Here is a 26,808-nt window from a genome sequence, read left to right on the forward strand (position 1 = left end):
GCAGTTTGGTCCAGTCACCGCTGATGTTGAACTGACGCCGTGCCATCCCGCCCTCCCGGGGAGTTTCAATCCTGCCACAGCATGGCGGAGGGCATCGCAAGGAAGACGGCTCTTACATCAACATCCCAATCACTTGACCCATGGATCGACGTCTGAATGCCAAGCCGGATGGGAGATACCGTGGCGTCAGCAGCGGTCGATGATTCGGCCCGTTGGTATGTTGCCGGGTTCAGACGTCATCCGTCGGCGCACGACGTGGTGGGGTTTATTTGCGGTGATCGGTAGCATCCGTCATCAGAACGAAGGCTGACGGCGGGGTAAACTGACTCGCCGCGTGAAGGGGAGGGGAATGGCCGCCAAAACCATCGCCGCGCTGCGTGCCAAGGAGCCAAACATGCCGCCGAGTGGGATGCGTTGCTACGCCGCGCAGAGGCGCTAGCGGCAGACATCGCCGCGCTCAACCGCGCCAAATCTTATTTAGATTGACTCCGCAACGGACAGGCTTATGGTCATGTCAGCGGAGTCGCTCCCGCGCCGTCCACAATGGCGAAGCCTTCGGGGCAAGTGTGGCTTTCAGACGCGACAACCCTCTGATCGCGCCGAACGGTAGAGTGGACCTGCCTTCCAAGGCGCATCGGAAGGTGTGTGATGAGGATTTTCCTGCCCAACGCCACGCGGCCCAAGAAGGCCGCGAAGCACGTGACGCGCCTGCTCGGCGTGCCCCTGGCACAATCGCAGCAGGGTGTGGCGCGCGCCTGCGGCTACCGTGACTGGCACGAACTCGAGGGCGGACTCGCCGGTTCGCCGCCCAGTCCGCTGGACCAAGAGCTGGTAGACGACGACGTCGTCCAGCGGCACGCACAGCTCAGTCTCGGGCTCGCCGGAGCGCTCGGAATCCCGAACGGCGATGCCCAGTATGCCTTATCGGAGGCAAGGCTGACCGGAGATCGTCCGCCAAGTTTGGCGGACCAGATCGCCATCCGGCTGGCCTGCTTCCGGGCGACGTCCATGCCGCCTGCGGCCCCGCGGACGCCTGGCGCTGTTGGCACGCTCAAGTCGCCAGGCCTCAACGGGGACGTCGTCATCCTGCGCGAGTTCGGCAAGCCGACCCGGGTGATGTCGCACGGCAGTTCCTCCGGGGTGGTTGCCGACTTTGAGTATATCACCCCGAGGGCCGCACTCCCTCTGTTCCTGCCGATGCGCCTCTACATGCCTTACGGGTTCTGGACTGAGGCCGATGGGTCGGAAGTTGTCTTCTCGCGCGACTACAAGCCGATGTGGCGGGTCCGCCCGGACCGCTCTGTCGAGCGGGTAGAACCCTGGCTCTGGATCCAGCATGTGAGACAGACCTACCTCTGGAAGGTTGGCGGCCAGCCGTGGAACGACCCGGACGTGGCCGCGCGGATGGAAAGCTGGTTAGCCGAACGCGGCATCCTAGCGCTGCCCATCCTCGCGGACGCCCTTCCCGCGCTGGTACACGACCCGCATGCCTCGATGAATGACGCGGCACGCCTTCTCCAAGAAGCACGCAGCCCGACGGTTTCGATCGCTACGGTCTGACGGAGACCGCAAGCCTTGCCGCGGGTGCCTGGCGCTCGGTCGCCTCCCGCCGCGGGTGCGCCATCATGACGGTGCTCGGCGTGCATCTGCTGATGCCGCTTCAGGCGCATGGGCTGACCTTCGCGGTGGCGGTCGGCCTCGGCGCGCTGGTTAGGCTCCGCGCAGGTCGGCGGCCCCATCATCGAGATGAGCTTCGGCAAGAAGACGCATCCGATCTGGAGCCTGCTCGCCTCCTCGGTGCTGGTCGCGGTCGGCCTAGTCTTGCTCGCTGTCCTGCCCGCCTCAGCGGCCTCGGCGTGCATCGTTCTCTACGGCATGGGCGGCGGCATCCGCTCCATCGTGCGGGGGACGGGCCGTGGCGATGTTCGGCCGCGAGGGCTACGCCATTCTCATAGAGCGCCTCGCCCTGCCGACGCTACTGTCCACGGCCGCCGCGCCTATGTTTGGTGCGTGGCTACTGGACTGGGTGGGCAGGGCGGGGCGCTGGCCTTCCTGTGTGCGGCGGCGCTGCTGCACGTCGCGCTCGTGGTGCCCCTATGCCGATGACGCTCAGGTCGCGTGGGCCGGGTTGACCACCGTCGAAGCCCAGGGTCAGGGCACCGGGCTGGAGTTCTCCCTCTCCAAGTTCTGCGCGCGAGAGGCTACACGGGGCGGAAAGCTGTACAGGGCTGGTGTCCGAAGACATGGACTGCCGTCAGGCCACCTGCCCAGGGCGCCTGCTGCGGTCGTGCGAAGTCCCGATTGATGGAACATGAGGCTCGAGTAGCGTGTGCTCGAGCGGCGTGTGGAGAAAGTTGATGGCGGGCGGAGTAATTACGGCAGCATGGATCCAAGGGCTCTGCACTCTAATACCCACAACGGCGCTGGCTGTAGTGGCCGTCCGCGGGCTCCGGGCATGGCGGCCGCAGGCCCAAGGTCAGCGGGCCATCGAACGCGCCGAGGACTGCCCAGTCGCACTGCATGAAGTCGTCGATCTGACCCGCGCGGCCCGCGCACGTGGGTTCAGCGCCCCGCCGGAGGACATCGATACACCGGAAAAGATGTGGGAAACCTCTACGCGTATCCGCGACGAGGCTCTCCAGCGTGCATGGCAAAGTTGGCTTCGGTTCGCCGCCGCCTACCGGTGAGCCAGTTTTTTCATTTCGGTTTCGAAGCAAGACGCCGCGGACGAACTCGCCAGGGTTTTGACTGAACTCTCCGGGTTGGCCCGGCTGATCGATACCTACGAGCCCCTCGAGGAGCACCACACGAGCCACAGCCTTCGCTTCCGGCGGGAAGCGGTGGCGGCGCGCGCGCAGTTCCTCGGCTACGCCGAAGACGGTGTGACCGAGAACACAGCCGACCCCATCGAGCGGAAGCTGGCCTCGACGGTGAGATCCTTGGAAGCTGTCCTGCTGCGCTATACCGGCGCGATGAGAGCCTAGCCCTGCCGTGCATACCAAGAGCAGCTACGAAGTATCACTTTGTTTGCGGCTGTTGATTATGGCCAGGCAAAGGGGTGCCCCGTCCGCCCAAGGCGACGCAGGACGAAAAGTCCGGCAAGCGTGACCACCGCGAGGTGGCCAAGGGCCAGCCCCCAGCCAAGCACGCCATCGCCGCCCGCGAGGTCGAGGAAGAGCCTGACCCCGAGCGGGCCAAGGAACCCTCCCGCGTAGCCCACCATGCTGTGCAGCCCCATGGTGGCGCCGCGCAGGTGATTGTCGGCCGCCTGCACCGTCTTGGCGGTCAGCGCAAGAGCTGTCGAGGTAGATGGCGACGTTCCAGGGCACCACCGCGGCCGCCGCGAGCACGACGGAGACCCCGTCGTCCATCCCGTGGGCAGTGACAGCGCCGCGGCGGCCGTCATCGCCCAGAGCACCACCCGTCCCCGACCATACATCTGCGCGGTCTCGTTCCCGGTGACGGAAACCGCGACGCGCGAGACCTGCCGCGCTGAACAGGATGGCAGGCGACGGCATCCACTAGGGCTCGCCGAGCCGGGCCGCGGTGGCGGCCAGGAAGGTCACGGCCCACCCGCGCAGGGTGGCCATTTCCCATGTGTGGACGGTGTAGCCGACGATCCACGCCATCGCCTGGCGGGTGCGCGGTGGCACGCTCGAACAGCACGCGGCCGTCCACCTCGTCGGGCAAGAAGCTCGGCGGCTCCAGCGCCACCCATGCCGCGTCGGCGACCTGCGACACCTCTGCCAGGATTTGGGCACCGGGGTTGCCGCCGCCCACCACGAGCACACGCTATCCCACGAAAGGGATGGTCTTCGCCATGGGAACCCACTCCAAGTATCCCGGTGTATGGATGCTTGTCGGAGTGCTGCGGCTCGATCGCATCGATCAACTCAGCCTATTTTAAGTAGAGGTAGGCATTTGGTACGGTGGGACGTTAGGTGGACGGACTTAGCTTGTCAATGCTGAGGCCGATTTCCGCAAAAGCGCTGGCTGAAAATTCCTCGAGTTTGGCTGGTGGCTACCGGCTTCTCCGGCGGTGAGAGGAAAACCGCCACGCAGGACCAGTGTCCATCAACCACCTGCTGGCATCTTGGCAGTCCTTCCCCAGACTTCCTCAAGAAGAAATTCTGTTTGTGTTGATAGCAGAAGGCATTTCAGGGAGGAGAGCACTTCCACATGCAACACCATCATGAGAAGCACTTGTGCAGCTGGTGCTTTCATCAGTATCCAAAAAAAAAAAAAAAAAAAATGACTTTTTTTTTTTTCTTTTCCACATACACACACACAGGCTGCATCCATCTCAACCCCCCCCCGGCGCGCGCGCGCGCGCGCGCGCGCGCGCGCGCGCGCCCCCGGCCTGTCTGCTTGCACACAGTCTCGTTCCCAGTGACACCGGGAAACACCGCAGCACTGCAGATGCCCGCGCTAATTGGGATGGCAGGCGACAGCGCATCCACTAGGGCTCGCCGAGCCGGGCCGCGAGTGGCGGCCAGGAAGGTCACGGCCCACCCGCGCAGGGTGGCCATTTCCCATGTGTGGACGGTGTAGCCGACGATCCACGCCATCGCCTGGCGGGTGCGCGGTGGCACGCTCGAACAGCACGCGGCCGTCCACCTCGTCGGGCAAGAAGCTCGGCGGCTCCAGCTGCCACCCATGCCGCGTCGGCGACCTGCGACACCTCTGCCAGGATTTGGGCACCGGGGTTGCCGCCGCCCACCACGAGCACACGCTATCCCACGAAAGGGATGGTCTTCGCCATGGGAACCCACTCCAAGTATCCCGGTGTATGGATGCTTGTCGGAGTGCTGCGGCTCGATCGCATCGATCAACTCAGCCTATTTTAAGTAGAGGTAGGCATTTGGTACGGTGGGACGTTAGGTGGACGGACTTAGCTTGTCAATGCTGAGGCCGATTTCCGCAAAAGCGCTGGCTGAAAATTCCTCGAGTTTGGCTGGTGGCTACGTCGCGGCGGTGAGGTCGCCGGTTCGGAGCTTGGGTGGCCTGCCGCGCCGCCGTGCGTGCCGGCTCGGCCGAGGGCCATGGGCCGGGCTGAGCCGGTGTCTGGCAGCAGGTCGGCGTGGCGGCGCAGGCGGTAGCTGGCGCCCTCGATGCGGACGACGATGGCGTGGTGGAGGAGCCGGTCGAGCAGCGCGGTGGCGACGACGGTGTCGCCGAACACCTCGCCCCATTCGGCAGAAGCCGCGGTTGGAGGTGAGGATCATGGCGCCGCGTTCGTAGCGGGCGTTCACCAGTTGAAAGAACAGGTTGCCGCCGCCGGCGACCACCCGGCGAGGTAGGCCGATCTCGTCGACGACGAGGAGCTGCGGCCGGCAGAGAAACCGGATCCGCTCCCGCAGGGTACCCTCACGCTCGGCCTTGGCGAGCAGGCCGATGAGCTCGGCGAGGGTAGTGAAGTAGACGCTGCGTCCGGCCTGGACGGCCTCGACGGCGAGGGCGATGGCCAGGTGGGTCTTGCCGCAGCCGGGCTGGCCGAGGAAATGGACGACCTCGTGGCGGCTGATGAAGTCGAGCCCGGCCAGGGTGAGGATGCGGTTGCGGTCGAGCGAGGGTTGGAACGCGAAGTCGAACCCGGCCAGCGTCTTGATGGTGAGCAGCCGGCCCATCTTGAGGGCGGCCTTGACCCGGCGGCCCTCGCGCAGGCTGAGTTCCTCGTCGAGCAGGCTGTCGATCGCCTCGAGGGCAGAGATCTCGCCGCGCTCGAGCTGGCGCAGCAGGTGCTCCAGCACTTCGAGGGCGCGTGGCATGCGGAGGCCGACCAGGTGGCGGCGGATGCGGTCGAGGGTGGCCGGCGCGGCGGTCATCGCGCTGGCTCCGCGGCGGCGAGCCTGCGGCCGACGGCCTCGTAGATGGCCAGCGACCTGGGTGTCACGCCGGCGGGCGGTCCTGGCGGCGCTGTGGCTCCATGCCGAGGCGTGGTGCTGTTGTGCGGTGGCGGCAGGCTGCGATGGCCCTCGGCAATGCGGCGCCGGCCGCGGCCCTCGAGCACGGGGTGGACGGCGATGAGCCGGCCGTCCTCGAGGATCCGGACCTCGGCAGCGGTGACCTGCACCTCGACGGGACGGCGGCGGGTGCCGTCTGGGACGGAGTAGAGGTTGCCGCCGACCGAGACCATGCCCTCGTGAGAGATCCGCCGCTCGAGGCGGAGGACGGCGTTGAACGGCCCGGCCGGCAGCGCCTTGAGGGCAGGCCGCTCCTCGGCGAAGTGCTCGATGACGACGCGCCCGGTGGTGCCGTGCAGGCGGCGGTTGGCGACCTGGTCGAGCCACTGGGTGAACTGGGCGTTCAGATCACCGAGGTTGCGAAAGGCTCTGGCCAGGAAGAAGTCCTCGCGGACATAGCGGAACGGCCTCTCGACCTTGCCCTTGGTCTTGGCGCGGTAGGGGCGGCAGGCCCTGGGCAGGTAGCCGTAGTGGCCTGCCAGGGCGAGGAGCTTGTCGTTGTAGACGATGCCGCGCGCGTCGACCTCGCCGAGGACCGCGGTGCGCATCCGGTCGTAAAGGATCTGCTCGGGCACGCCTCCGAACGCCTCGAAGACGGCGACGTGGCAGCGCAGCACGGTGGCGAGGTCCTGCTGGGCGACGAAGCGGGCCCACATCATGCGGCTGTGGCCGAGCACCAGGGAGAACAGCCAGACGATGCGCTCGGCACCGGGCTCGTCCTCGAAGCGGACTTTGAAGTGGGCGAAGTCGACCTGCGCCTGGCGCCCTGGCGGGGTCTCGAAGCGCCGCTCGAAGGCGGGAGCGGCCGGCGGCCGGATCGTGCGCAGGAAGTCGGTCACGGTGGAGTAGCCGCCGGCAAAGCCGAGGTCGCGGACCTCGCGCCATAGTCGCCGGCCGGTCAGGTCAGGGAAACTGGCCGATGCGCTCGCGGAGGAAGGCCTCGAACGGGCCGAGCGGCGACGGGGTCGGCTCACGCGGCTTGTAGGCTGGTGGCTCCAGGCCGCGTGCGATGTAGGTGCGGATGGTCTTGCGGTCGCGGCCGGTGCGGCGGGCGATGGCCGAGACGGTCAGGCCTTGCCGGGCGAGGTCCAGGATCATGACAAGCTCCCCAAGGGTGACCACCGGCTGCTCCCACGATACCGGAGGGCATCCTGGGGCATGGCCGGCGCTGCCCGTGTGCCCGGGGCGCGCCCCCCGGGCACGGGCAGTCGCGCTGGACTGGGGAATTTTCAGCCAGCACTTCCAGGGAGGATTCACCCAGCCGCTACATAGCTCATAGCTTGGATGCCTGGCGCGACTCCGCGGCGCCTCTGTAAGCTGTTGCGCCTTCTCCATTAGCGTCGAGGCAACACGGACGGATAACCAAATTCAGTCGGCCACGGACTGCCCAGCCGAAATCTGCATAACGGCAGCCGAGAGATCGACAGCGGCGGTACCTTCGAGCCATCTTTCTATCACACCGGCCATCGGGTGCGTTCGAGGGACAGCGACACACATAACAAGCCCCTCGCGGCGATCCCGGTGCTGCCAAACGTGCACTCCCCGTGCCGCAAGACCTGGGCGGCGATTTCTCCGATCAGGCACCCACGAACGATCGCTCGCCTGACACATGACATCATCTAGAAAGATTTGCGACCGACTTACATCCTTCCACGTGCTCTCCAATAGCCAGTATTGGACGTCTCTTACTGCTGCCAGCGTGGCAGGAGAGAGTGTGACGGTCGTCACGGCACAGTCCATCGTGAGACCGCAGCTATTTTCTCTGTGCCACCGCCAGAGCGCAGCGAAGCGGTGGCTGCCGCCGATGTTGCACACATAATGGCGGCCATCCCACTGTTGCTTGATGACTCGGACCGGCTCGCCTTCCCGCGCTACGCAGTCGAATGAACCGTGCAGAACCTCCATGACGCAGTCGGCCACGGTCCTATGCTCGAACATTCGATGCATGTCGATGAGGTCGCTCAACTCGTCTAGCGGCACTATATGCGACTTCGAAGCGCTGATGCCGTACATGTCGCGGATGTCGATCGCGCGGCGGTGCGGTGTGGACGTTTCATCGACCAAGGGCCCAAACCGACAGAACGGATCGCCGTCGAAGAGTTCGAAGCGGGGTCTGATGCAACGGGCGAGATGCTGGTACTCGCGCCATGGGCAGAGACGCTCCAGGAGGCTCCAGTCGACCCCAGGAGCAGATACCTGGAAGTTCGCCAACCGCTTCTCAAGCCATCGATCAGGAAAGATCATCCGCTCAGATTCGGAGATAATGCTGTCCATCGTTCCGCCAAATCAGTGCTGTGCCGCGCTCACCCACGCAATCCCTAAGCATTGGCGCAGGCGCAAGCTGATGTACCATTTCCGGATAAAGTCGTTTACGCAGTTGGCCTTCAATACGGTCGGTTGCTTGTCACACCGTCGCCCATCTGTCGGACGAAGTCGAAATCGCCAGCTTCGTGCAGAAGGCCGTCTTTCGCTTGCTGAGGATCCATCGCGGGCAAATCACGGCCGCCCACCGTGTACGAGGGCGCCCATGAGAACGGTCCAGCCTGGCATGCCGCCCTGCCGCGGTGGCGAAGTAAGCTCGCCCTGATCGCCCATTGTCCAACCACCCTTGCCGCCCTGGATGACGAGGCGGCCGAGGCCCGCGACGAGCGACACGTCGAGCGCCCAATGGACCTCCATGCGCTTCTTGTAGCGCGCGCCCATATCCTGGTGGTGGGCCCAAAAATCATCTTCCGTCCATCGGTTGACTGCGATCAGCCGCGCTTTCACCGGCTCTAGGCGCCCCTGAATGTTGGCGAGCCCATAGTGAAACATCGCGTGGCACGGATTGCAGAGGGCGGCCAAGCCGATGAGCCTTTGCACGCCAATCGTCCCCTCGGGCGCGTCGGACGGCGGCAGCGAGTACGCCCAGATCTCGTGACACTCCAGGGCGCCCTGCTTCTCGCCGCAGACTTGGCAGAGATTGCCGCGGGCGGCGAAAGCGTGCTGCCGGAGTGCGTCCCAGGACGGCTTTGCGAGCAGGCTGCTGAGGTTCGATCCCCAGGTGGATGGCGGAATCAGGTCGGGTAAGATCGGGTGGATAATGCTGCGGGCCAGGAAGGGCAGCAGCGGGTCAACTAGCCTTGACCCAGGTATCTGGTGGCAGTTCGACATAAACTCCACCTCGCTTGCCGAGCACAGCCCCGGCGGCGACAGCCTCGGGTATCACATTCGGTGGGATGGGCAGGTAAATACGGCCGCTCGGGATGGAGTAGCCGCCGTCCAAAGCGGGAATGGTTGTTCGGGTACGGGCGGCCCGAAAATCGCGCAGCATGAAAATCCTCAAAAGGTTTGTGTCAGGAATGGAAAGACGCGCGGTCGGCAGGTCCGGAGAAGGAAGCCAAGCCATAATGATGCCTTCGCATGCGAATACGGTACGGATGACGGCGGCCGATTCGCCACTATGGCCTGTTAGCGCCTGGACGCTGGGGCGTTGATTGCGTTGGGTCGCCTTTGTGAAGGGGCGGCAGTGGTTCTGACAGATGCGCAATGGGCGGTGCTGTAGCCGCTAGTGGAAGCGTGCCGCCCGCACGCGAAGATCGCGCGGTCGCCTTTGCTCTCGCGCCCGGCCAGACGCACGAACTGCCCCATGCCATCCCGCTGCTCGCGCGCCTGCCTGGCATGCCGGTCTGGGTGGTGGCTGACCGAGGCTACAGCAGCCACGCCTTCCGCCAGCACCTCTGGGGCCTCGGTGCGCAGTTCGCCATCACATCGAAGGTCAACGAGGCTCCGGTCGCCTGCCCAGCGCCGATTTATGCCAATCGCAACCGCGTCGAATGCCTCTGGGCGAAGTTGAAAGAGTGGCGGGCGGTCGCCACCCGATACGAGAAGACCGCCGCATCCTTCCTCGGCGTCCTCTGCCTCGCCGCTACCGCAGATTGGCTAAGAGCCCATCCGGGAAGTTTGGGTTCATGCTGAGGGCTTTGTTGCCAGCCGTCGAGAGCATGATGCGGATCATGGCCATGCGGACGAAGGCGGCGGCGATGCGGCAATGCCGCTCGAAGTCGCGGGCCAGCCGCCGGTTGCGGCTGATCCAGCCGATGGTGCGCTCGACGATCCAGCGCTTCGGCAGCACGACGAAGCGGTGCCTATCGCAGCGTCGCACGATCTCCATCTTCCATGTACCGGTGCGGGCGACGGCGGCGGCCATCTTCGGCCCCTGATAGCCTGCACCGCCGATGATGCGCTCGACAAGGGGAACAGCCTGCGCGCCTGGCGCAGCAGCGACTCGGCGCCATCGCGGTCCTGCACGTTGGCGGGATGCACGATGACCGCGAGTAGCATGCCGATGGTATCGGTCAGCAGGTGGCGCTTGCGGCCGACGACCTTCTTGCCCGCGTCGTAGCCGGACGGGTCGAGCGTAGAGCCCCTTTTGCGCGCCCTTCGCCGTCTGGCTGTCGATGATCGCGGTCGTCGGGCTGGCCTCACGCCCGGCACCCTCGCGCACCGCGACGTAGAGCGCGTGGTGGATGCGCTCGATGGTGCCTTCCCATTCCCAGCGCGAGAAGTAATCCCAAACCGTGCTCTTCGGCGGCAGGTCCTTCGGCAGCGCGCTCCATTGGCAGCCGGCGGAGAGCACGTAGAACACCGCGTTCAACACCTCGCGCACGTCCACCTTGCGGGGCCTGCCGCCGTGCTTCGCTGGCCGGATCAGTGGCGCAACCAGCGCCCACTCGGCATCCGTCAAATCTGAGGGATAGCGCAGCCCCCGCCGGTCCGCCGCACGCCGATGTTCCGCCGTCCATGCCATCCGTCTCCTCCCGCAGATCGCCCGCAGGAACAGCAGAATCACATCCGATTCAGGCGATTCAATTCCTTTCCGGATGGGCTCTGAGGCGCTAACAGGGCCTAAAGCTTAAATTAAAAAAATCAACATACATCGTGTGCTTCACAGTCATGCAAACATCTGTTGCATCTAAATCCCCCAAAATAAACAAAGTCTTGGCAAGAACATTCCTTACAAGGATGCCGTTCTGTTGCGGATGTGATGGCTATTTTTGCATGTTTTTTCATTACAGATTTGAAGTTGTCTAGGCGATTCAATTGTTTTTTAATATTATCTAGACCATTTTCATTCTCTACCCCGCTTCCAACGACTGATATTCCGCTTAATTCTTGGTCACTAGCAACATCTTCATAGATGCTGATAATGCTCTGCATAATTGGGCTTTCTGGTCTATCGACTAATAAGTTATCATTGACCATGTACCTATAGTTTTTTTAAGTTGGATGGAGTCTATCAGAGCCCATGTGACATACGTATGCTCGGCCTGATATGATTGCTCTGTTTGCGTGGTTTTCTCAGATGTCCAATGCATAGTAAGTTCATTAGTTATGTTGGTAGAAGAGCCATTTTTTTGAGAAAAATCGAGTTTGAATGAAGTGCTTGCTGTAAGCTTTGACTGTAAGCCTGAATTTATTGTAGAGTCAGATGTAATAGTTTGCTCAAAAACCTGCCTTTGAGTAATGTCATAGCCGGTTCTTATAATTACAATCTCTTTTTGATTAACAGCAAATCTTCTAGGGCCAATAATCCTTTGCCAAAATTGAGTCTTCGTAATCTGAAAATCCCACCAAATGTCTTGATGCTGTTGCCCAGTAGGGGGCGCTCGGGTGTAACTACTGTTACGGGATCATTGGGATTCCAGTGTTCATAATGGCTCCAGCTAGCCGTTCCTACAATTTTTTCCAGCGCTTTCTTGGTCATAATCAGTGATTAAACCAGCGTTTTCTTTAAGAAGAGGGGGCGAACAGCGTTAAAAATGTACGGCATCTTGGCTCGCTCCATATTTATTGCAATTTAGCTAAATCTAGAGTAGATCAGCATTGCTTTTTATCGTTTTGATCACACCCGATGATATCTTCAACACATCGGCACTTTCCATTCCCGCAGTGAGGACGCTGTTTATACGAACAACAAACTAAACTGCCACTGGCTTCCTGGCCTGCGGCTCGCATTGACCATTACCTGTGCCTGTAAAAACTTGAGCATTTTTTATCCAAGGACTGAAAAACTGCCCTTTGTCTTTATTATTATATAAACCAGGAATTGTCGTTTCTGGCTGTAATAAATGTATTTCAGAAGATGATGGTCGAAATCCCGAAAACAACATCAATAGAGAAAACACGGAAATTAGGGCCATCTTTTTCATGGCACGTATCCTTCCCAGTGCAGCCAGGGTATGGTGCATCACAAATTTTAGGTTAATGAATTTTAATCAAATTTGCGATATCGTTTTTACGGCAAACATATACCTGGCTGTCGGCAAAAGTGTTGGGCGACTGTCTTTTGCAGGTGATGAGCAGTACGGCACGAAGAGACGGAAAAACGTGATGCGCACGATGCATGCGCTTGCGCTGAGACACTAGGGGCCCGTTAGCGCCTGCGCCAATCGGCCGTGGCGGCGAGGCAGACGACGCCGAGGAAGGAAGTGTCGGTCGTCTTGTAGCGAGTCGCTACAGCGCGCCACTCCTTTGAGCCTTGCCCAGAGACGCTCGAAGCCGTTGCGGTTGTTGTAGATCGGCGCAGGGAAGGCCACGGGTACCTCGTCGCGGTAAGCCGCGCGCCGAGGTCCAGGCGTGCTGCCGGAAGAAATGGCTGCTGTAGCCACGATCGACCACCACCCAGACCGGCACGCCAGGCAGGCGCCCAAGCATCGGCACGGCGCTGGGCAGTTCTGCGCTTGACCTGGCGCGAAGGCGAAGGCCCGTCTGACGCTTTCGGCGATCACGCAGGCTTTCGTGTCACAGGCGCCATGAGACCAGCACTCCGTTGCGCCGAAGCGGGACCTTTGACGCTGCTCCTGCCGCCCTTCTGATGAGCACGGATGGGACGTGCCATTGAGGCATGCAATGCTAAAGCTCGACAGCGCGCGCCTGTGCCATCCCGAGCAGTCGCTCCCACACTCCGAGCCGCGACCAGCGGATGAAGGTCTGGACCGCCGTCCACCACGGCCCGAACTCCTCGGGCAAGGAACGCCATTTCGCCCCGTTTTGGTGCCGCCAGATGATGGCGGAGACTGTCCGCCGTAAGTTGCTCGGCGGCACCTTCGCATGCGGGCGGCACGCCTCGACCAGCGGCTCCAGCACCGCCCATTCCTCGTATGTCAGACCTAAAGCCCCTTCCAGAAAGGCAGCTCAACGCCAGCAACACCACGGCATTCAGGCGCTAACGGGCCCTAGAGTCACTGTACCAATCAGTTGATCGCGGCAAGATGTAGATGAGAGTCCAACGAGGGCCATCGGCTGTCCTTGGTCGGATCAGATGACTTGCATTATCCGACGGCCCTGCACCGCCTCGTCGCACTTTGTCTATCTGGGCCGAGCTTCCTGCCCGCAACGAAGTACCCGCGTTAATATGGCTCGGGCTAGGCTGCGTTAGCGCCTGAGCCAGTCGGCAGTGGCGGCGAGGCAGAGTACGTCGAGGAAAGACGCGGCCGTCTTCTCGTAGCGGGTGGCGACGGCGCGCCACTCTTTCAGCCAGGCCCAGAGCCGCTCGACGCGGTTGCGGTTCGACGTAGATTGGCGCCGGACAGGCGACGGGTGCCTCGTTGACCTTGGGCGGGATAGCGGGCCGTGCTCCAAGGCTCCAGACGTGCTCGCGGAAGGCATGACTGCTGTAGCCTCGGTCGGCCACGACCCAGACCGGCACGCCCGGCAAGCACGCGAGCAGCGGAATAGCATGGGGCAGTTCATGAGCCTGACCGAGTGCGAGAGCGAAGGCGACCGCGCGGCCTGCGCTGTCGGCGATCACACAGGCCTTGGTGCCATAGCCGCCACGAGAACGGCCAAGCGCTTCACTAACGCCCGCTGCGCCGAAGCGTCGGCTTTGTAGCCGCCCCTGCCGCCTTCTGGTGGGTGCGGATCGAAGTGCCGTCGAGGAATGCCATGCCAAGCTCGACGCCGCGCGCCTGCACCATGACGAGCAGGCGTTCCCAGACGCCGAGCCGAGACCACCGGATGAAAGTTTGGGCTGCCATCCACCAAGGCCCGAACTCGTCAGGGACGGCGCGCCACTTCGCCCCGTTCGTGTGCCGCCAGATGATGGCCGAGATTGTCCGCCGCAGGTTGCTCGGCGGGACCTTCGCGTGCGGGCGGCACGCCTCCACCAGCGGCTCCAGCACAGCCCATTGCTCATCTGTCAGAACCACTGCCGCCCCTTCGCAAAGGCGGCCCAACGCCAACAACGCCGCAGCGTTCAGGCGCTAACAGGGCCTAGCGGTCGGACCTGTCCTTACCTGCCATCAACTTAGAAATGGCGCCGGGATTACCGCGCTTTACCTCGCCAGCGATGAACCGCCCGGCGCCGCGCAGTGCTCGAACAGTGTCCGACATACGGGCAACGTTCCCGCGGGTCGCATGCATGCGCAGGGTCCGAGACGCCTCGGCTTCGGGCCGGGCATTGGCGATGGCGCCTCGAATAGCATCGACGTTCCACGCTTGGATGCCGCCTCCGAGCACCGCGATAGTCCAGCGCGCCTCTGGCCACGCGAGGTCGGCCTTCGCAGCAGCGAGCGCCGCCGCGCCGGAGACCTCCTTCGGCTGCTTGCCACCCGCAAAGTCATAGGGCGGCGACCACTCCCCGGCTGGCTCCAGGCGGTCGAAGTGGGTGCCCACGAAGACGATCGGCGGGACGGAGCGAGCCGGGTTCTTCGCCGACCACGCCCGGAGCGCCGTCAGGGCGCGCATGTCCGCGCCGCGATCGGCCCGGTGCAGCGCGATGGGCCACAACAGGACATCGGCGGCGACGAGCGTCTCCACGTCGGGCGAGCTCGCCTGCGGCCAGCCCCCGGGTGTCCGTGATCACGAGGGGACCGTGAGTCCGGGTGGTCGATGGGGAAGTCCAGGGCCCGGCCGGTGTGGATGACGTGTCCGGCGAGGGCCCGAACTTCGCCGGAAAGCGCGTTGACGAGGCTCGACTTTCCCGCGTTGACCTGCCCGACGACGGCCGCACGCAGGCGCTCGCGGCTCGCCGCAGGTGCCTCTGCCACGCCTACATCCGCGTTGAGCCGGAATGCCTCCTCGAGTTCGCGCGCATCCATGCGCGCAGCCCCAGAGTAGAGGCGGATGGCGGCCTCGCCCACCTCCGCGACCAGGATCTGAGCGACCCGCCTCCTCGCGTAGTCCGCCATTCCCTGGCCAGCAAGGTTCGTTCCGGCGCGCTGCGCCTCCTGGATGAGCGCGTTCACCGGGTTCCAAAGGAAGCGCCCGACCCGGTAGGCCGTCATCACTCGGTCGGCCCAAACCATGAGCCCCGCGCCGGTCTCGAAAAGGTCGAAGCGGACATCCCGGAGGATTGGGAAGTCAGCGAGGAGCCTTCGGCGGATATCATGGGCGGTCTGCTCGGTAACCAGGAGCAGCTCCGGGAGTGTCACGCGAAGTGTCGGCGTCTCCTCGTCCGGGTGGAAGGCGGAGGCGACCTCATGCGCGACCTTCTCAGCCAGCACTCGCGCTGCATCCGCGTCCGCGATGTCGGACGACTGTGCACCCTCGACAATCCGAGCGATCCTCACCCGCGCCTCGAGCTCACCCGCGGACGCGCCTTGCCGTGAACCCTTCAGCGAGATGGGCGGTAGGTTGGGCTTCCAAAGGCCCGCAGCCCAGACGGCCAGGAAGACGCCGACTGTCCACGCCATAAGCCACCAGGCCATCCAACCCCCGCTGCCAGAGCCAAGCGACGCCGAGCGGGATGAGCATGAGCGTCGGCCCCGCGAAGAGCGTCGCCCGCAGGATCGTCCGCCACCACGGCCGGAGCGCCCGCAGGCGCCGCCTCAGCCGCCCCGGTTTCGCTTCCACCACGCCACAGCCTCCTCGAAACCACGTTGCCAAGCGGCGCGCACGGCTTCCTGGTTCGGCCGCTCGCCGCGGCCGAGCGCGCCAAACCAGACCATACCTGCCTCTCCGGCCGCCCAGGTCACCGCGAAGGCCGCCGCTGCCGCAGCAGCCGTGCCCGGGCCGATACCCAGTTTCAGAGCCTGCCGGATGATGGCGGAGGCTCCCGCGCTCACTAGGATGCCCGGGCCGAGTACCGCCAGGAATCTCCAGACGAGACCAAGTTTCCAGGGCACCCCGCAACGGGCAGCGATGGCGCGGAGCATCAGTCCTTGTCCCGTCGTCGCCCCGGCCAGGCCGAAGAACGGGAGCGGCGGAGCCTCCGCCGCCGCAGCCACTGGCGCCCATGGCAGGATAACGCGCAGGCGCGCCCTTTCAGCGGGTCGCGCATCTCCCGCAGCGTGTCCGCGGTCTCCGGCTGCGTCCGGCCGATGGCGTTGAGCAGCTCCTCCGCGCCGTAGTCCCGGGGCTCGAAGCCTTGGGTGGCGCGCGTCAGAGTCTACCGGCACAAAGGTTGGAGGCTCGCCGGGGATTGACGCGAAAAGCTGTCGCTGGGCCGCCAGAGCTCTCGCCAAGTTCTGCGGAAGACCGGGAGTCCGAAGTCGGCCTGAGTGCCGTCGAAGGGATAGGGAAACAGGTGCCGCATGCCAGTCGGGTAAAGGTCGTGCAGCCGGGTCTGAGCGATGATCACCGGCCAGTCCCGGTGGCGCCGCCTGATCTCGGTCAATGCCTGGACCAGCGCGCCAATTGCCATGTCCTCGGCCCGAACGACGACGAGGATGACGTGCGCTTGGTCCTCGGCCTGGGCCATTGCCCTGCGGGCCTCTGCCTCGGAGTCGCCGTCGTCCGCTCCAATGCCGGGAGTGTCGAGGAAGAGCAGGACCGGCGGCGCTGGTGGCGGCGGCCAAGCGTGCAGACGCGGCTCTCGGGTGGTTCGCTGGAAGCCCAGGCCGACGCCCTCCTCACCTGCTCCCCGTCAGACAGGCGGCGATACTCGTCTTGCCAGCCTGTGCTTTCCCCGAGAAGCCAGATGACGGGGGCTTTCGCGGCCGCCTCCGCTCTGGCCCGCTCCCCTGCATCACCGGATTCAGTGCTCGTGTAGGTCGTTCCATCCATGAGACTAGATTGCATGCTGCCGGGAGGACGGGCAATCTCTGCTTTGACGCCGATGTCGCGCTGAATTCGCGTGACTTGCCGTTGCCGCTATGGTGTCCTCGCGCTACCGGTTCAGGCCACCCATGTCCATGTACGTCACCACCGTAGGCTTCCTGCCCCGGTTAACCGCGGAGGCTTAGGCAACTGCTTGCTTGCCCAAGCCGCCGTGGGCTGCGTTCAGGCCGTCGGGCAACTGCCGTTCCGGCCCTTGGTGATGGCCAGGACGTAGACCTCCTTGCAGCCGCCCTCGTTGAGCAGGACGTCAGTGATGGCGTTTAGGGTGAGCCCTGATTCAACGATGTCGTCGATCACGAGCACGCTCGTTCCCTTGGTCTGCTCCGGATCGGTGACGGCGAAAACGCCACCCGCGAAGCTCCTGGAGCTTCTCGGCATCGGACAGGCCCTTGAACGGACGGGTCGGACGGGTCTTCGCAACGCGAGGCCACGACCGGCAGGCCCAGCCCCCTCCAATGCCGTTGGCCAGAATGGTCACGGGCTGGAATTCGCGCTGCTCGGACGGGGGCGCCGGGATCAGCAGGTCAAAGCCTGCGCGGAAAGGCTCGAGGAAGCCGACCGCGGCCGCCACGATGCCGAAGGCCGCGGGCTGGTAGCCCTGGTATTTGAAGTCGTAGAGCAAGCGGCCGAGATCAGGACTGCTGGTTTCGAACAGCTTGCGGCCGCGATCGTCGCGTCCGACGTAGGAACTCCAGTCCGTATGACGGTCGAGGGCAACCCCGCTGTTCCACCGGCCTTTGATGTCGATCGAGTTGATCGAAACGTCGCCGCCAAAGGCGAACGGCCGGACGGCTGGCAAGTCGTCTGAAGGGTCTTGATGGTTCGTCCCGGGCGGCACATCCCGGCGAGGCAGAACGCCGGTCTCCGGGTGAGCGCGCATGACCTTCACAGCAAGCTCAAGGCGTTGGACATCGCCGACGCGCATGGCCTTCGCCGCCTCGACGAACTGCGGCCCCATCATCTTGAGCATTTGGTCGTCGAGAGGGATGCTCTCCGGCAAGGCGACGAACTGCTTCTTGCCGTCGACCACGACCTCGTAACCGATGTCCAGGACGAAGTTGGCCTCAGGACGCACTCGCATGGCAGCCACCCTCCACAGGCCGCCGCCGTGGACGGGCTGCCTCCGTAACACCACTAAAGCCGAGGGTTGAAGAAAGGGTCGGCTGGGCGGGCCTTTTCGTCCGGGTCTCCGTCCCTGAGCCACCGCGGTAGGACCATGGTTATATTGTTGATCCAATCCCGCCCAAAGAACGGTAAGCAGGCCTATCGCGCGTCGGCTATCAACAGCCACCTTCTATCGGTTTGAGAAGACGCTTGAGGCCCAGGGCGCTCTCAAGGAGATGGAGCGGATTTTTAACGAAGCTCTACCCCGTGAAAGGCATGGTTTTCGCCATGGGAACACACTCAAGGTATCCCGATGTCTGGCTACTCGTCAGGGGTGTTACGGCTCGATCGCGTAGCCCAACTCGCCTTGTTCTGAGTTCACCGCGTGGAACCTGGCGGATTCAAACGCAAAGCCCTTTCACCGGGACCGGGCTGAATTCCTTCAGGTAGTGTCATAGGGCTACAGCGCGGGTCCAGTAGCGAACGCCGCGCTGCCTCATGCAGGGCTCGGGCTGGCGCGTCCAATGGAGTTGGATTGCCGACTGACCGCACTGAGCGCACCACGCCCGTTGAATCCAGGTCGACCCTGAACTCGACAGAGTCAGATAATGCGGGGGCTTTGGGCGGAGCAATCGTCCAGCAGCCATCCTCTATCGATCTGTTGGACGACCGCGCGGTCGCTCGCCCCTGAGTGTCGGTCCTTTTAGCAGTGCTAGAAGGCTCTTGCGGGGCCGCCTTCTGGACATCGACGGCGGCGAGCGTGTGACCAGACAGGCTGAGCAACATGACTATCGCCACACATCCAAGGAGCGCATTACGAGAATAGGTGGTTGTGAACATGAAGCCCCCAAGGCACGCAAAGTGTCTGCCTAGAGCGTATCGCGTTCCTTTCTGCGATTATCGGCTTGGAACTCGGATTCGCCGGGGCGGCTGGTAAAGATCAAGACGTAGTACGCGCTGTCCGACTGCGCAGCACGAATCGACAACTCGACTTCGACCGCGGCGGTCTGAAAGGTGGCGAAGCGGTGCGCGCGCCCTGACGCAGGGACATGACGTACTCGTTTGGCGCTTTCCACACTTGGGTGTCACGCCGGTCAGTCTCCCGTCCGCGGCCGTACCGCTCTTCAAGCAACTTGGAGAGTTCGGCGTATCGGGTGAGGACGGCGCCCCCAAATGGGTCAGGCCCCTGTGACTTACCGACGGCCACGACGCGGAACAGCCTGTCTCGATGGCCGAAGGACAGCACGACGGTCTCTGCATCGCTGAGAACACGACTCAGGCCGTTTGCGGTATAGCTCTGGCCGTAGCGGCCCTTATCGTCCTGTGCTGTGAGCGTGACGCCAAGCTTCCTGACCTCCTCAGCCGACAAACCCCACGCGAGCCCAAATGGCGCCCGGTTCGCGGCGTCAGTCTCATCGGCCGCCTGCCCGCGGTCTACGGTAGCGAGCGCGAAAGCCGAAGCGAGCGTCAGGCGGCGGGTGATGATAGTTTTCATCGGAGTGCATCCCGGTCTGTGGCGGCAATTCCGGGCGCGCGTGGTGGCTCTGCCCCGCGCCCCGAACCGGAGGACAGAGTAGGAAGCGGGATCCCGTAACGGGAGAAAGCCCGCTGCTGTCGAAGAGTGGCCAGGGTCACCTTTGCGGTCTCTGCCCGGAGCATGATCATGCTCAGGATCAAGCCACCGCTGTACCGTGCGGCTTCCGCCTCGGCACTGGCGAGGTCTGCGGCGGCGGCTGCCATTTCACGCTCGATACGCGGACCAGCATCGGGCGATATGGATTGGCCCGGCGCGTCATCTCGGTAAACCAGTTGAATGCCGCGTAGGAAACTGAGCCTCTTTTGGTCCAGCATAGCTTCGGTGGACCGCAGCACGCGGAGGCGGAGATTGGCTTGTACAGCCAGCACTCCGCCCAACTTGGATGCGTCGGCCTCTGCTGCCGCAATTTCCGTGCGAACAGCCGTCAGGTCGGCGTCCAGGCTGGCAGTTGAGGGGCCTGAGGTGTTGATGGCAGTGCCTGCGGCGAGCCCGGCAGCAGCGGCCGCAGCGACGATGATCCCAGACAACTTGAGCATTGAAACCGCTTCCGTTTCACATTCGATTATATATTGCGTTTCGGTTGAAACCAAGGCTTGTCTGTCTCGCTGATCAGGAGCGGTGAGCGGACTGGGTGAGCTACACCGCTGCCAAGGGGCACGGGTTGCGGAATGCCAATCAACCGAAGTCCGCTGTCTGCCTCGGTCGTCCGGATACTCTTTGTGGGATGCGACCAGATGTCTCTCCTAGCCAAATGGGGCGGTCGCCCAGCCCGCCTTGAACCGTCCCGCTATGGAGCTTCACCAATGAGCCGCCGCACCTTCGGTGCTGCCATGCGGCAGATCGCCCGCGACGCAGCCCGCGCCGAACGAGCCCGGCAGCAGGCCGTCGCTCGGCAACAAGCCGCCACAGTCCGAGCCCACAGGGACGAAGCTCGGCAAGCGAAGGCGGACGCCAAGGAAGCCGCGCGACAGCATATAGCGTACCAAATGGACGAAGCTGAGGCGCTCACTCGAGAGGTCCTCGACCGTGAGCAGGCTATCAGCAATCTCCTCGCTGCCGCCCTCAGCCGAGGTCCAACTATCAATCTCGCGGCAGACCTGGAAACTTTCGTCCCGGGTCGCTTCGATGAGAGTAAATGGTCATCGTCAGCGCCAGTCGTAACGAGCTTCATGCCGCAACCACCCGGCTTTTTCGCCAAGCTCGTGCCCGGCGCTCCTGGGCGGCATGAGCGCCGAATTCAGGAGGCAATGCATCAGTTTAAGCAGGCTGAAGCTCTCCACCAGGTACGCGTTGCAGCCATGGCAGCGGCGCGCAATGATTTCGAAGCGGCAGAGCGAGCCAGGAAGGAGGATGTTGATCGGCGCAACGCCGCAAGACAGGAGGAGCGCCGTGCATTAGAGGCCGCCGAGCACGCAGCCACAGTATCCTACTATGAGCGTGTATTCAGCGAGAGCCTACAAGGTGAGGCCGATGCCACATCCGCGGCGGTCGGCTACTCGCCGCAGTCCCGGCACTTGGTCGTTGATTTGGAGCTCCCGGAACTCTCGGTTGTCCCAGAAGAGGCCGGGTTCAAGTACGTTAAAGCAGCAGACCGGATTGACGCGGTGCCCCGCCCCGTGGCGAAACGCAAAGCGCTGTACGCGAGTCTGGTCAGCCAAATCGCATTGAAGGGCGTCGACACGGTGTTCCGCGGCGGCCCACTGGGACTGGTCGACTGCCTGACGCTCAACGCGATGTTGGACACCATCGATCCGGCTACCGGCCAGCAGATCCGACTTTGCCTTCTGTCCGTCAGAGTTACTGCGGACATCTTCCGGACCCTGAACCTCGCACAGGTTCAGCCAGAGCAGTGCTTGCGCTCGTTGAAGGCATCCGTGTCTCGTGCGCCCGCGGGAGCTCCTGCCAGTCAAGCCGCTTGTCGAACTCGACATGGTGGACCCTCGATCTGTCGACTCTATGGACGTCATGTCCGGTCTCGACGCCCGCCCAAATCTGATGGAGCTTTCGCCAACAGAATCTCGAAGGTCTCATCACCAATCTCTTCGCGGCCATGGGGCTCGACACGCGGCAGACCCGACCGTCGCGAGACGGCGGCGTGGACTGTGTGGCCTTTGACCCGAGGCCGGTCTTTGGAGGCAAAGTTGTCATCCAGGCCAAGCGTTATAAGAACACGGTGAGCGTCAGCGCAGTCCGCGATCTCTTCGGTACCGTGCAAAACGAGGGCGCATCCAAAGGATTTTGGTGACCACCAGCGGGTACGGGAAGGCTTCCTACAGATTCGCAAAGGGCAAGCCGCTCGAACTCTTGGACGGTGGCAACCTGCTGCACCTTCTGGCTGAGCACGCCAAAATCGACGCTCGGATCGTCATGCCGGACGGCTGGGTTGACCTTCCTGTCCATGGTGAATGATCGTCAGAGTTCTTGGCTAACGCCATGAGAGGCTTTCGGCGCGAACTCCGATATGCAGTGCGGCTTACTTCAAACAAATGATCTTGGGGTGGACTCAGACACTTGGGCCTTTTAGCCGTCGAGCAGCCCGCCTTAGAGCCCATCCGGAAAGGATTGAATCGCCTGAATCGGATGTGATTCGCTGTTCCTGCGGGCGATTCGCGGGAGGAGACGGATGGCATGGACGGCGGAACATCGGCGTGCGGCGGACCGGCGGGGGCTGCGCTATCCCTCAGATTTGACGGATGCCGAGTGGGCGCTGGTTGCGCCACTGATCCGGCCAGCGAAGCACGGCGGCAGGCCCCGCAAGGTGGACGTGCGCGAGGTGTTGAACGCGGTGTTCTACGTGCTCTCCGCCGGCTGCCAATGGAGCGCGCTGCCGAAGGACCTGCCGCCGAAGAGCACGGTTTGGGATTACTTCTCGCGCTGGGAATGGGAAGGCACCATCGAGCGCATCCACCACGCGCTCTACGTCGCGGTGCGCGAGGGTGCCGGGCGTGAGGCCAGCCCGACGACCGCGATCATCGACAGCCAGACGGCGAAGGGCGCGCAAAGGGGGCTCTACGCTCGACCCGTCCGGCTACGACGCGGGCAAGAAGGTCGTCGGCCGCAAGCGCCACCTGCTGACCGATACCATCGGCATGCTACTCGCGGTCATCGTGCATCCCGCCAACGTGCAGGACCGCGATGGCGCCGAGCCGCTGCTGCGCCAGGCGCGCAGGCTGTTCCCCTTTGTCGAGCGCATCATCGGCGGTGCAGGCTATCAGGGGCCGAAGATGGCCGCCGCCGTCGCCCGCACCGGTACATGGAAGATGGAGATCGTGCGACGCTGCGATAGGCACCGCTTCGTCGTGCTGCCGAAGCGCTGGATCGTCGAGCGCACCATCGGCTGGATCAGCCGCAACCGGCGGCTGGCCCGCGACTTCGAGCGGCATTGCCGCATCGCCGCCGCCTTCGTCCGCATGGCCATGATCCGCATCATGCTTCGACGGCTGGCAACAAAGCCCTCAGCATGAACCCAAACTTCCCGGATGGGCTCTAAGACGCTCGGCAAACCTGCCGCGGGCTCGAAGACCAAGGCTCGCATTGCAAGACTTTTCGGCATCGGCAGCAAGGCTCCGGCGGGCGATTACCTAGGCTTCCTGGGACCAAATGACCCGATGGCGGCCAGCGCTGGAACTGCGGTGACCAGCGTAAAGGCACGAAAAACTCCGGTTACCGCCAACCCAGGTGCGATTGGAGGTGAGCGTCAGGAACAATCTGCGGCACCGCCTCGCAGGCGCCGGGTCGGGCCTGTGCGCGAAATTCCGGATTAGGAAGACAGCGATGGATAGCAAGTTGCCAAGAGACCGTGCTGCGTTGCTTGCTGCGGTAAGCAGCCTCAGAGGCATCTTCACTCCATACCCGCGTCTGGACCGCATCAAGAGTGTCATCACTCGTCTTCTCAGTCGGGGGAACGCAAAATCTGAGGGTGCTGTCTACACCCTTGTCGGCGAAACAGGCGCTGGGAAGTCGCATCTACTCCGGCTGTTGGAGAGCGAGCATCCGCGCGTGCAGGGAGCGCGGGACCTCGGCAATGGCGATTTCGCCGACTATGTTCCTGTCTTGCTCGTCAAGGTACCCAACGCCAGCGTTAGGCTCGTCGCTGAGGCAATCTTCAAAGCCCTCACAGGACAACCAGTGAGCGCCGTCCTTGGCGCTAAGTTCAAAAAGGAGGATGTGCTAACTGCTATCCTTCGAGCCGCTAGCGAATGCGATCTTAAGATTATGATTCTTGATGAGGCACACCAGAGTATCGACCTGAAAACCGATAGGGTCGCTCAAGAGGTTGCCGTGCTGCTCAAGGACCTCGCAAACGCCCGCATATTCTCTTTGCTTGTTGTCGGAACGGAAGGCGCGTTGCGGTTGATCCGCGCCAATGCGGAGCTTGCGAGACGTGCCCACAAGACGCTCAGAATTGAAGCGTTTCGCCGAAGCGCCATTGATTTGGAAATCTGGTACGACATTCTTCACGACATCGATGAGGTTTTGGAGAACCGAGTTTTCGGGCGGAAATCGAACCTCGACAGCCCAGACATGGCCGAGGCGCTGATGACGGCAGCAAACGGGTTTGTCGGGCACATGGCCGCGCTGGTGGAAAATGCCGCGAATGAGGCGGTCGAGGAAATGCTCGAGCGTGATACGGAGGGGTGCGTTCGCTGGGAGCACTTGGAGCTTGCCTTCTCTGAGTGGGGACCAGGCGAAGGGCGCGTCAACCCCTTTTCACCAGCCTCCAGACCACCAAACAAAGGCAGCCCGTTGCTCCCTGATTGCGCCGAGGACACTGCAACGCCGGAGACGGTCATGAGCGGCGTCAAAGGTCGTGGTCGCCGCAACGACAAGGACAGCCTCTTCCGCAAATGACCGACCAAGCCCGCAGGCTGACCCAAACTACACGTCTGCGGAATGGCGAGACGCTGCCAGGTTATTTAGTCAGGCTTGCAGACCGTGCAGGATTTGAAAGTGCCGAACGCCTCGCTCGACTTCGGGCTTGCGCCAGCCAGGTTCGGCCTTCACACAAGCGCCTCTCAGGCGATTGTCGGAGTTATCAGGCGCGGATGCCGAAGTGTTGGAACGGGCTGCCTATCGTCCATCCGCGCGCTTCGCCCATCACCGCTTTCTCCAAGGCACCGTCCATCGCGAAATGCTCGATCTCTCAAGGCGACGGGCATGCCCTCGCTGCTTGGTCGAAGCAGACCATCATCGGCCGCGGTGGGACCTGGCCCTGGTCTCTGCGTGCCCTGAACACCGGGTCCGGCTCCTGGGACAATGCCGAGCCTGCACGAGACACCTCGGCTGGCTCCACCCCAGCATCACGGTTTGTCCCTGCGGCGCCGACGTCCGGCGATGGCGATGCGTGCCGGTCACCACCGAGGAAGCCAGGGCGTCCGCAGACATTGCTGAACTCGCTGCTGGACAGCTCATGGATGCACTCCCTGCCGCCCTTACCACATGCGATCCGGCCGACTTGGTCCGACTGGCGATGTGCATGGGCATGTTTATCGCGGGCTGGCGGCGCGATCGCCGGGTTGAGACATTGGCAGCCGCTGGAGCGGACCAGGTCGCTGTGATAATGGTCGCGGGTACCGCGGCCCTGAGGAAGTGGCCCTCGCCACTGACCGCTTACCTCACCGACGAACAACGACAAGCTTCGCAGCGCCGGGGGCGATACGGCGCCCGGAAGGCACTTGGGCCGTTCTATGATTGGATGAGGGACCTGGAGCCCGGGCCTGTCCGCGAAGCCGTACTCGATGCGGCGCGCACGGTGGTCCAGAGCGACCCCGTGCTGGCCCGCCGCAGCCATCGATCTAACTTGCTGAGTTCCGGTGATTCTACCCTCGACGTCATGGGGCTCGTCGAGGCTGCGGAGAGGTTAGGAATGTCATCGGCCACGGTGAAGCGCCTACTGAAGGGCGGCACTTTGACATCTGCCGCTGGTGACGGTCGCGGCGTTCCAATGGCTATCAGGCGTGCGGATGTGGAGCGGATCGCCACAGTCTCGTGGCGAATGCTGACGCTGGAGCAAGTCGCCGAGCGCCTTGCTATCTCGAAAGCAAGAACCCGGGCCTTGTTCCAGGCGGGTATCCTCCCCGCCGTGCAGCAACCTGCAACCGGTGGGCGGGCTCAGTGGGCTTTTGACAGGCGATGGCTCGAGCAATGGTTGGCCACGTTGGAGGCTGGCGTGCCAGACAGATCCTCCGGGCCATTGGTGTCACTGGAGTATGCGGCTCGTGCGTTCCTGCACCGCGGCCACCACTTCGAGGTGCTGATGCGGATGGTCTGCGAGGGGCAACTGCCGGTCGCCGGGCTTGACGGTGCAACCCACGGTCTCAAGCGCTTGATGATCGAGAAGCGCATTCTCGACGCAACATGCGCCGCGCTCGCAAGCCGGGCCAACGATGACCATTCGTGCGGTGGCCTGGAAGCTTGGCATCAAATGGGAAGTGGCCGCCCATTTGGTGCGCCGTGGCCTGCTGGAGGCAGCCGGGGACGAGATCACGGCGGCCAGCATCGACCGGTTCTCCGCGAAGTACGTCAGTGGCGTCGAACTGGCTCGCCTTGAAGGCACGTCCGCCCGCTCGCTGGAAAGGCGTTTGGCGGAAGGCGGAGTGCGGCCCGTCAGTGGACGGGAAGTCGATGGCGGGCGACAGAACTTCTTCAAAAGGGCAGAGGTGAAGCGGCCAGGTTGATTGGAACCTTCTCCGTGACAAGACGCGTGAAGGAGGTCCACGGCTAGTGTGGAGAGCGCGAGTTAGATGCAGCCGCTCTCGAAAAGGATTGAGCCGCACCGAACCTCAGCTTAAGGATTTCGATCGCCCGCAATCCTTGAGGCCTGATGTTAAGACCACTGTCGCCAGGCCGCCACGCGCTGGGTTCAACACCGAAGCCTGACGAAAGCCCTCATCGGTTTCATCTACCGCTTGGCGGCGCGCCGGGACATGCCCGCCGGTTTCGGGCTCTCACGCCAGATCGGAGCCGACCACCTCAATAACAGGCCAGATCCGGAAGTCCTGCCAAGGCTGGCCGAGATGTCCGGCCTTCCGGCCGAGGTGCTGGCGGCAGTCTCATTTGGGCCTCGCGTATCTACGCATTGGTGCTATCGCGGGCACCGACTTCCCGCCGCCCTGTTCAAAGGCCACATGGTTTCCCGGAAGGCCTGTCCGCTGTGCCCTCTCC

General features: G+C 63.3%; 25 protein-coding genes and 9 pseudogenes. 10 read left to right on the top strand and 24 right to left on the bottom strand.

Annotation, left to right across the window (positions count from 1 at the left end; genetic code table 11):
* The first annotated feature begins 648 nt into the window (after positions 1 to 648).
* The 3 genes from ACQ86J_RS15340 to ACQ86J_RS15350 all read left to right on the top strand — a co-directional run bounded on the left by ACQ86J_RS15340 (position 649) and on the right by ACQ86J_RS15350 (position 2,984).
* Positions 649 to 1,560, top strand: coding sequence for a hypothetical protein (locus ACQ86J_RS15340; RefSeq protein WP_431271784.1), 912 nt, complete (start codon positions 649 to 651; stop codon positions 1,558 to 1,560).
* Positions 1,561 to 1,746: 186 nt separating this feature from the next.
* Entirely contained in the window at positions 1,747 to 2,106 is a 360-nt protein-coding gene (locus ACQ86J_RS15345) for a hypothetical protein (RefSeq protein ID WP_431271785.1), read from the top strand.
* Positions 2,107 to 2,762: 656 nt separating this feature from the next.
* Positions 2,763 to 2,984 (top strand): hypothetical protein, encoded by a 222-nt coding sequence (locus ACQ86J_RS15350; protein ID WP_431271786.1) that lies wholly within the window; start codon positions 2,763 to 2,765, stop codon positions 2,982 to 2,984.
* Between the two features lie 56 nt (positions 2,985 to 3,040).
* Here ACQ86J_RS15350 and ACQ86J_RS15355 read toward each other — a convergent pair whose 3' ends face one another.
* From ACQ86J_RS15355 to ACQ86J_RS15400, 10 genes and pseudogenes are all read right to left on the bottom strand, one after another.
* A complete protein-coding gene (locus ACQ86J_RS15355) occupies positions 3,041 to 3,439 on the bottom strand; it encodes a hypothetical protein (protein ID WP_431271787.1) in 399 nt (132 codons plus the stop codon).
* 191 nt (positions 3,440 to 3,630) lie between these two features.
* Positions 3,631 to 3,792: pseudogene (locus ACQ86J_RS15360) on the bottom strand (pyridine nucleotide-disulfide oxidoreductase); the annotation flags it as partial.
* A gap of 282 nt (positions 3,793 to 4,074) precedes the next feature.
* Positions 4,075 to 4,302 (bottom strand): hypothetical protein, encoded by a 228-nt coding sequence (locus ACQ86J_RS15365; protein ID WP_431271788.1) that lies wholly within the window; start codon positions 4,300 to 4,302, stop codon positions 4,075 to 4,077.
* Positions 4,303 to 4,569: 267 nt separating this feature from the next.
* Positions 4,570 to 4,732: pseudogene (locus ACQ86J_RS15370) on the bottom strand (pyridine nucleotide-disulfide oxidoreductase); the annotation flags it as partial.
* 159 nt (positions 4,733 to 4,891) lie between these two features.
* A complete protein-coding gene (locus ACQ86J_RS15375; protein ID WP_431271789.1) occupies positions 4,892 to 5,182 on the bottom strand; it encodes an ATP-binding protein in 291 nt (96 codons plus the stop codon).
* Positions 5,183 to 5,255: 73 nt separating this feature from the next.
* A pseudogene (locus tag ACQ86J_RS15380) lies at positions 5,256 to 5,825 on the bottom strand (ATP-binding protein); the annotation flags it as partial.
* Positions 5,822 to 6,937, bottom strand: coding sequence for an IS21 family transposase (gene istA, locus ACQ86J_RS15385; protein WP_431271790.1), 1,116 nt, complete (start codon positions 6,935 to 6,937; stop codon positions 5,822 to 5,824). The pseudogene ACQ86J_RS15380 and the gene istA, both read right to left, overlap by 4 nt.
* Positions 6,867 to 7,061 (bottom strand): helix-turn-helix domain-containing protein, encoded by a 195-nt coding sequence (locus ACQ86J_RS15390; protein WP_431271791.1) that lies wholly within the window; start codon positions 7,059 to 7,061, stop codon positions 6,867 to 6,869. The genes istA and ACQ86J_RS15390 overlap by 71 nt, the downstream gene beginning before the upstream one ends.
* A gap of 270 nt (positions 7,062 to 7,331) precedes the next feature.
* Positions 7,332 to 8,237, bottom strand: a complete 906-nt coding sequence (locus ACQ86J_RS15395; RefSeq protein ID WP_431271792.1) for a DUF6685 family protein — start codon at positions 8,235 to 8,237, stop codon at positions 7,332 to 7,334.
* Between the two features lie 222 nt (positions 8,238 to 8,459).
* Positions 8,460 to 9,116, bottom strand: coding sequence for a hypothetical protein (locus ACQ86J_RS15400; RefSeq protein ID WP_431271793.1), 657 nt, complete (start codon positions 9,114 to 9,116; stop codon positions 8,460 to 8,462).
* 423 nt (positions 9,117 to 9,539) lie between these two features.
* Here ACQ86J_RS15400 and ACQ86J_RS15405 point away from each other — a divergent pair.
* Positions 9,540 to 9,920, top strand: a pseudogene (locus ACQ86J_RS15405) (transposase); the annotation flags it as partial.
* Here the strand turns inward: ACQ86J_RS15405 and ACQ86J_RS15410 are convergent.
* The 7 genes and pseudogenes from ACQ86J_RS15410 to ACQ86J_RS15440 all read right to left on the bottom strand — a co-directional run bounded on the left by ACQ86J_RS15410 (position 9,871) and on the right by ACQ86J_RS15440 (position 14,959).
* Positions 9,871 to 10,752, bottom strand: a pseudogene (locus tag ACQ86J_RS15410) (IS5 family transposase). The pseudogenes ACQ86J_RS15405 and ACQ86J_RS15410 overlap by 50 nt on opposite strands.
* A gap of 119 nt (positions 10,753 to 10,871) precedes the next feature.
* Positions 10,872 to 11,207, bottom strand: coding sequence for a hypothetical protein (locus tag ACQ86J_RS15415; protein ID WP_431271794.1), 336 nt, complete (start codon positions 11,205 to 11,207; stop codon positions 10,872 to 10,874).
* Between the two features lie 716 nt (positions 11,208 to 11,923).
* A complete protein-coding gene (locus ACQ86J_RS15420; RefSeq protein ID WP_431271795.1) occupies positions 11,924 to 12,154 on the bottom strand; it encodes a hypothetical protein in 231 nt (76 codons plus the stop codon).
* A 224-nt stretch (positions 12,155 to 12,378) separates the two neighbouring features.
* Positions 12,379 to 13,130 (bottom strand): annotated as a pseudogene (locus ACQ86J_RS15425) (IS5 family transposase).
* A gap of 249 nt (positions 13,131 to 13,379) precedes the next feature.
* Positions 13,380 to 14,152, bottom strand: a pseudogene (locus tag ACQ86J_RS15430) (IS5 family transposase).
* A 64-nt stretch (positions 14,153 to 14,216) separates the two neighbouring features.
* Positions 14,217 to 14,762, bottom strand: coding sequence for a hypothetical protein (locus ACQ86J_RS15435; protein ID WP_431271796.1), 546 nt, complete (start codon positions 14,760 to 14,762; stop codon positions 14,217 to 14,219).
* Positions 14,678 to 14,959: a GTPase gene (locus tag ACQ86J_RS15440; protein ID WP_431272419.1), complete on the bottom strand. Its 282-nt coding sequence runs from the start codon at positions 14,957 to 14,959 to the stop codon at positions 14,678 to 14,680. The genes ACQ86J_RS15435 and ACQ86J_RS15440 overlap by 85 nt, the downstream gene beginning before the upstream one ends.
* Here ACQ86J_RS15440 and ACQ86J_RS15445 point away from each other — a divergent pair.
* On the top strand, positions 14,861 to 15,553 hold the full coding sequence (locus tag ACQ86J_RS15445; protein ID WP_431272836.1) for a hypothetical protein: 693 nt from the start codon (positions 14,861 to 14,863) through the stop codon (positions 15,551 to 15,553). The two genes, ACQ86J_RS15440 and ACQ86J_RS15445, sit on opposite strands and share 99 nt — an antisense overlap.
* Positions 15,554 to 15,772: 219 nt before the next feature.
* Here ACQ86J_RS15445 and ACQ86J_RS15450 read toward each other — a convergent pair whose 3' ends face one another.
* From ACQ86J_RS15450 to ACQ86J_RS15475, 6 genes are all read right to left on the bottom strand, one after another.
* Positions 15,773 to 16,099 carry a hypothetical protein gene (locus ACQ86J_RS15450; protein ID WP_431271797.1) on the bottom strand — a complete coding sequence of 109 codons (327 nt, stop codon included), beginning with the start codon at positions 16,097 to 16,099 and terminating at the stop codon, positions 15,773 to 15,775.
* A 233-nt stretch (positions 16,100 to 16,332) separates the two neighbouring features.
* The gene (locus tag ACQ86J_RS15455) at positions 16,333 to 16,782 is read right to left on the bottom strand and encodes a GTPase (RefSeq protein ID WP_431272420.1); all 450 of its coding nucleotides are present in this window, start codon (positions 16,780 to 16,782) and stop codon (positions 16,333 to 16,335) included.
* Positions 16,783 to 17,165: 383 nt separating this feature from the next.
* Positions 17,166 to 17,306: a phosphoribosyltransferase family protein gene (locus ACQ86J_RS15460; protein ID WP_431271798.1), complete on the bottom strand. Its 141-nt coding sequence runs from the start codon at positions 17,304 to 17,306 to the stop codon at positions 17,166 to 17,168.
* A complete protein-coding gene (locus ACQ86J_RS15465; RefSeq protein WP_431271799.1) occupies positions 17,281 to 18,084 on the bottom strand; it encodes a hypothetical protein in 804 nt (267 codons plus the stop codon). The genes ACQ86J_RS15460 and ACQ86J_RS15465 overlap by 26 nt, the downstream gene beginning before the upstream one ends.
* Before the next feature lie 1,514 nt (positions 18,085 to 19,598).
* Positions 19,599 to 20,234: a hypothetical protein gene (locus ACQ86J_RS15470; RefSeq protein ID WP_431271800.1), complete on the bottom strand. Its 636-nt coding sequence runs from the start codon at positions 20,232 to 20,234 to the stop codon at positions 19,599 to 19,601.
* A gap of 207 nt (positions 20,235 to 20,441) precedes the next feature.
* A complete protein-coding gene (locus tag ACQ86J_RS15475; protein ID WP_431271801.1) occupies positions 20,442 to 20,618 on the bottom strand; it encodes a hypothetical protein in 177 nt (58 codons plus the stop codon).
* A gap of 1,076 nt (positions 20,619 to 21,694) precedes the next feature.
* On the opposite strand from ACQ86J_RS15475, the pseudogene ACQ86J_RS15480 reads away from it, so the two are divergent.
* From ACQ86J_RS15480 to ACQ86J_RS15495, 4 genes and pseudogenes are all read left to right on the top strand, one after another.
* Positions 21,695 to 22,053 (top strand): annotated as a pseudogene (locus ACQ86J_RS15480) (restriction endonuclease).
* 214 nt (positions 22,054 to 22,267) lie between these two features.
* A protein-coding gene (locus ACQ86J_RS15485; protein WP_431270049.1) for an IS5 family transposase occupies positions 22,268 to 23,108 on the top strand; the annotation gives its coding sequence in 2 pieces (ribosomal slippage) (positions 22,268 to 22,638 and positions 22,637 to 23,108; 843 coding nt in all).
* A 310-nt stretch (positions 23,109 to 23,418) separates the two neighbouring features.
* Positions 23,419 to 24,495, top strand: coding sequence for a TniB family NTP-binding protein (locus ACQ86J_RS15490; RefSeq protein ID WP_431271802.1), 1,077 nt, complete (start codon positions 23,419 to 23,421; stop codon positions 24,493 to 24,495).
* A 202-nt stretch (positions 24,496 to 24,697) separates the two neighbouring features.
* A pseudogene (locus tag ACQ86J_RS15495) lies at positions 24,698 to 24,832 on the top strand (hypothetical protein); the annotation flags it as partial.
* A gap of 1,011 nt (positions 24,833 to 25,843) precedes the next feature.
* On the opposite strand, the gene ACQ86J_RS15500 reads toward ACQ86J_RS15495, so the two are convergent.
* On the bottom strand, positions 25,844 to 26,038 hold the full coding sequence (locus ACQ86J_RS15500) for a hypothetical protein (protein WP_431272837.1): 195 nt from the start codon (positions 26,036 to 26,038) through the stop codon (positions 25,844 to 25,846).
* On the opposite strand from ACQ86J_RS15500, the gene ACQ86J_RS15505 reads away from it, so the two are divergent.
* Positions 26,031 to 26,321, top strand: coding sequence for a hypothetical protein (locus ACQ86J_RS15505; protein ID WP_431272838.1), 291 nt, complete (start codon positions 26,031 to 26,033; stop codon positions 26,319 to 26,321). The genes ACQ86J_RS15500 and ACQ86J_RS15505 overlap by 8 nt on opposite strands.
* The last annotated feature ends 487 nt before the right edge of the window (positions 26,322 to 26,808 follow it).

The sequence above is a fragment of the Dankookia sp. P2 genome (genome assembly GCF_050632255.1).
Classification (GTDB): Bacteria; Pseudomonadota; Alphaproteobacteria; order Acetobacterales; family Acetobacteraceae; genus Paracraurococcus.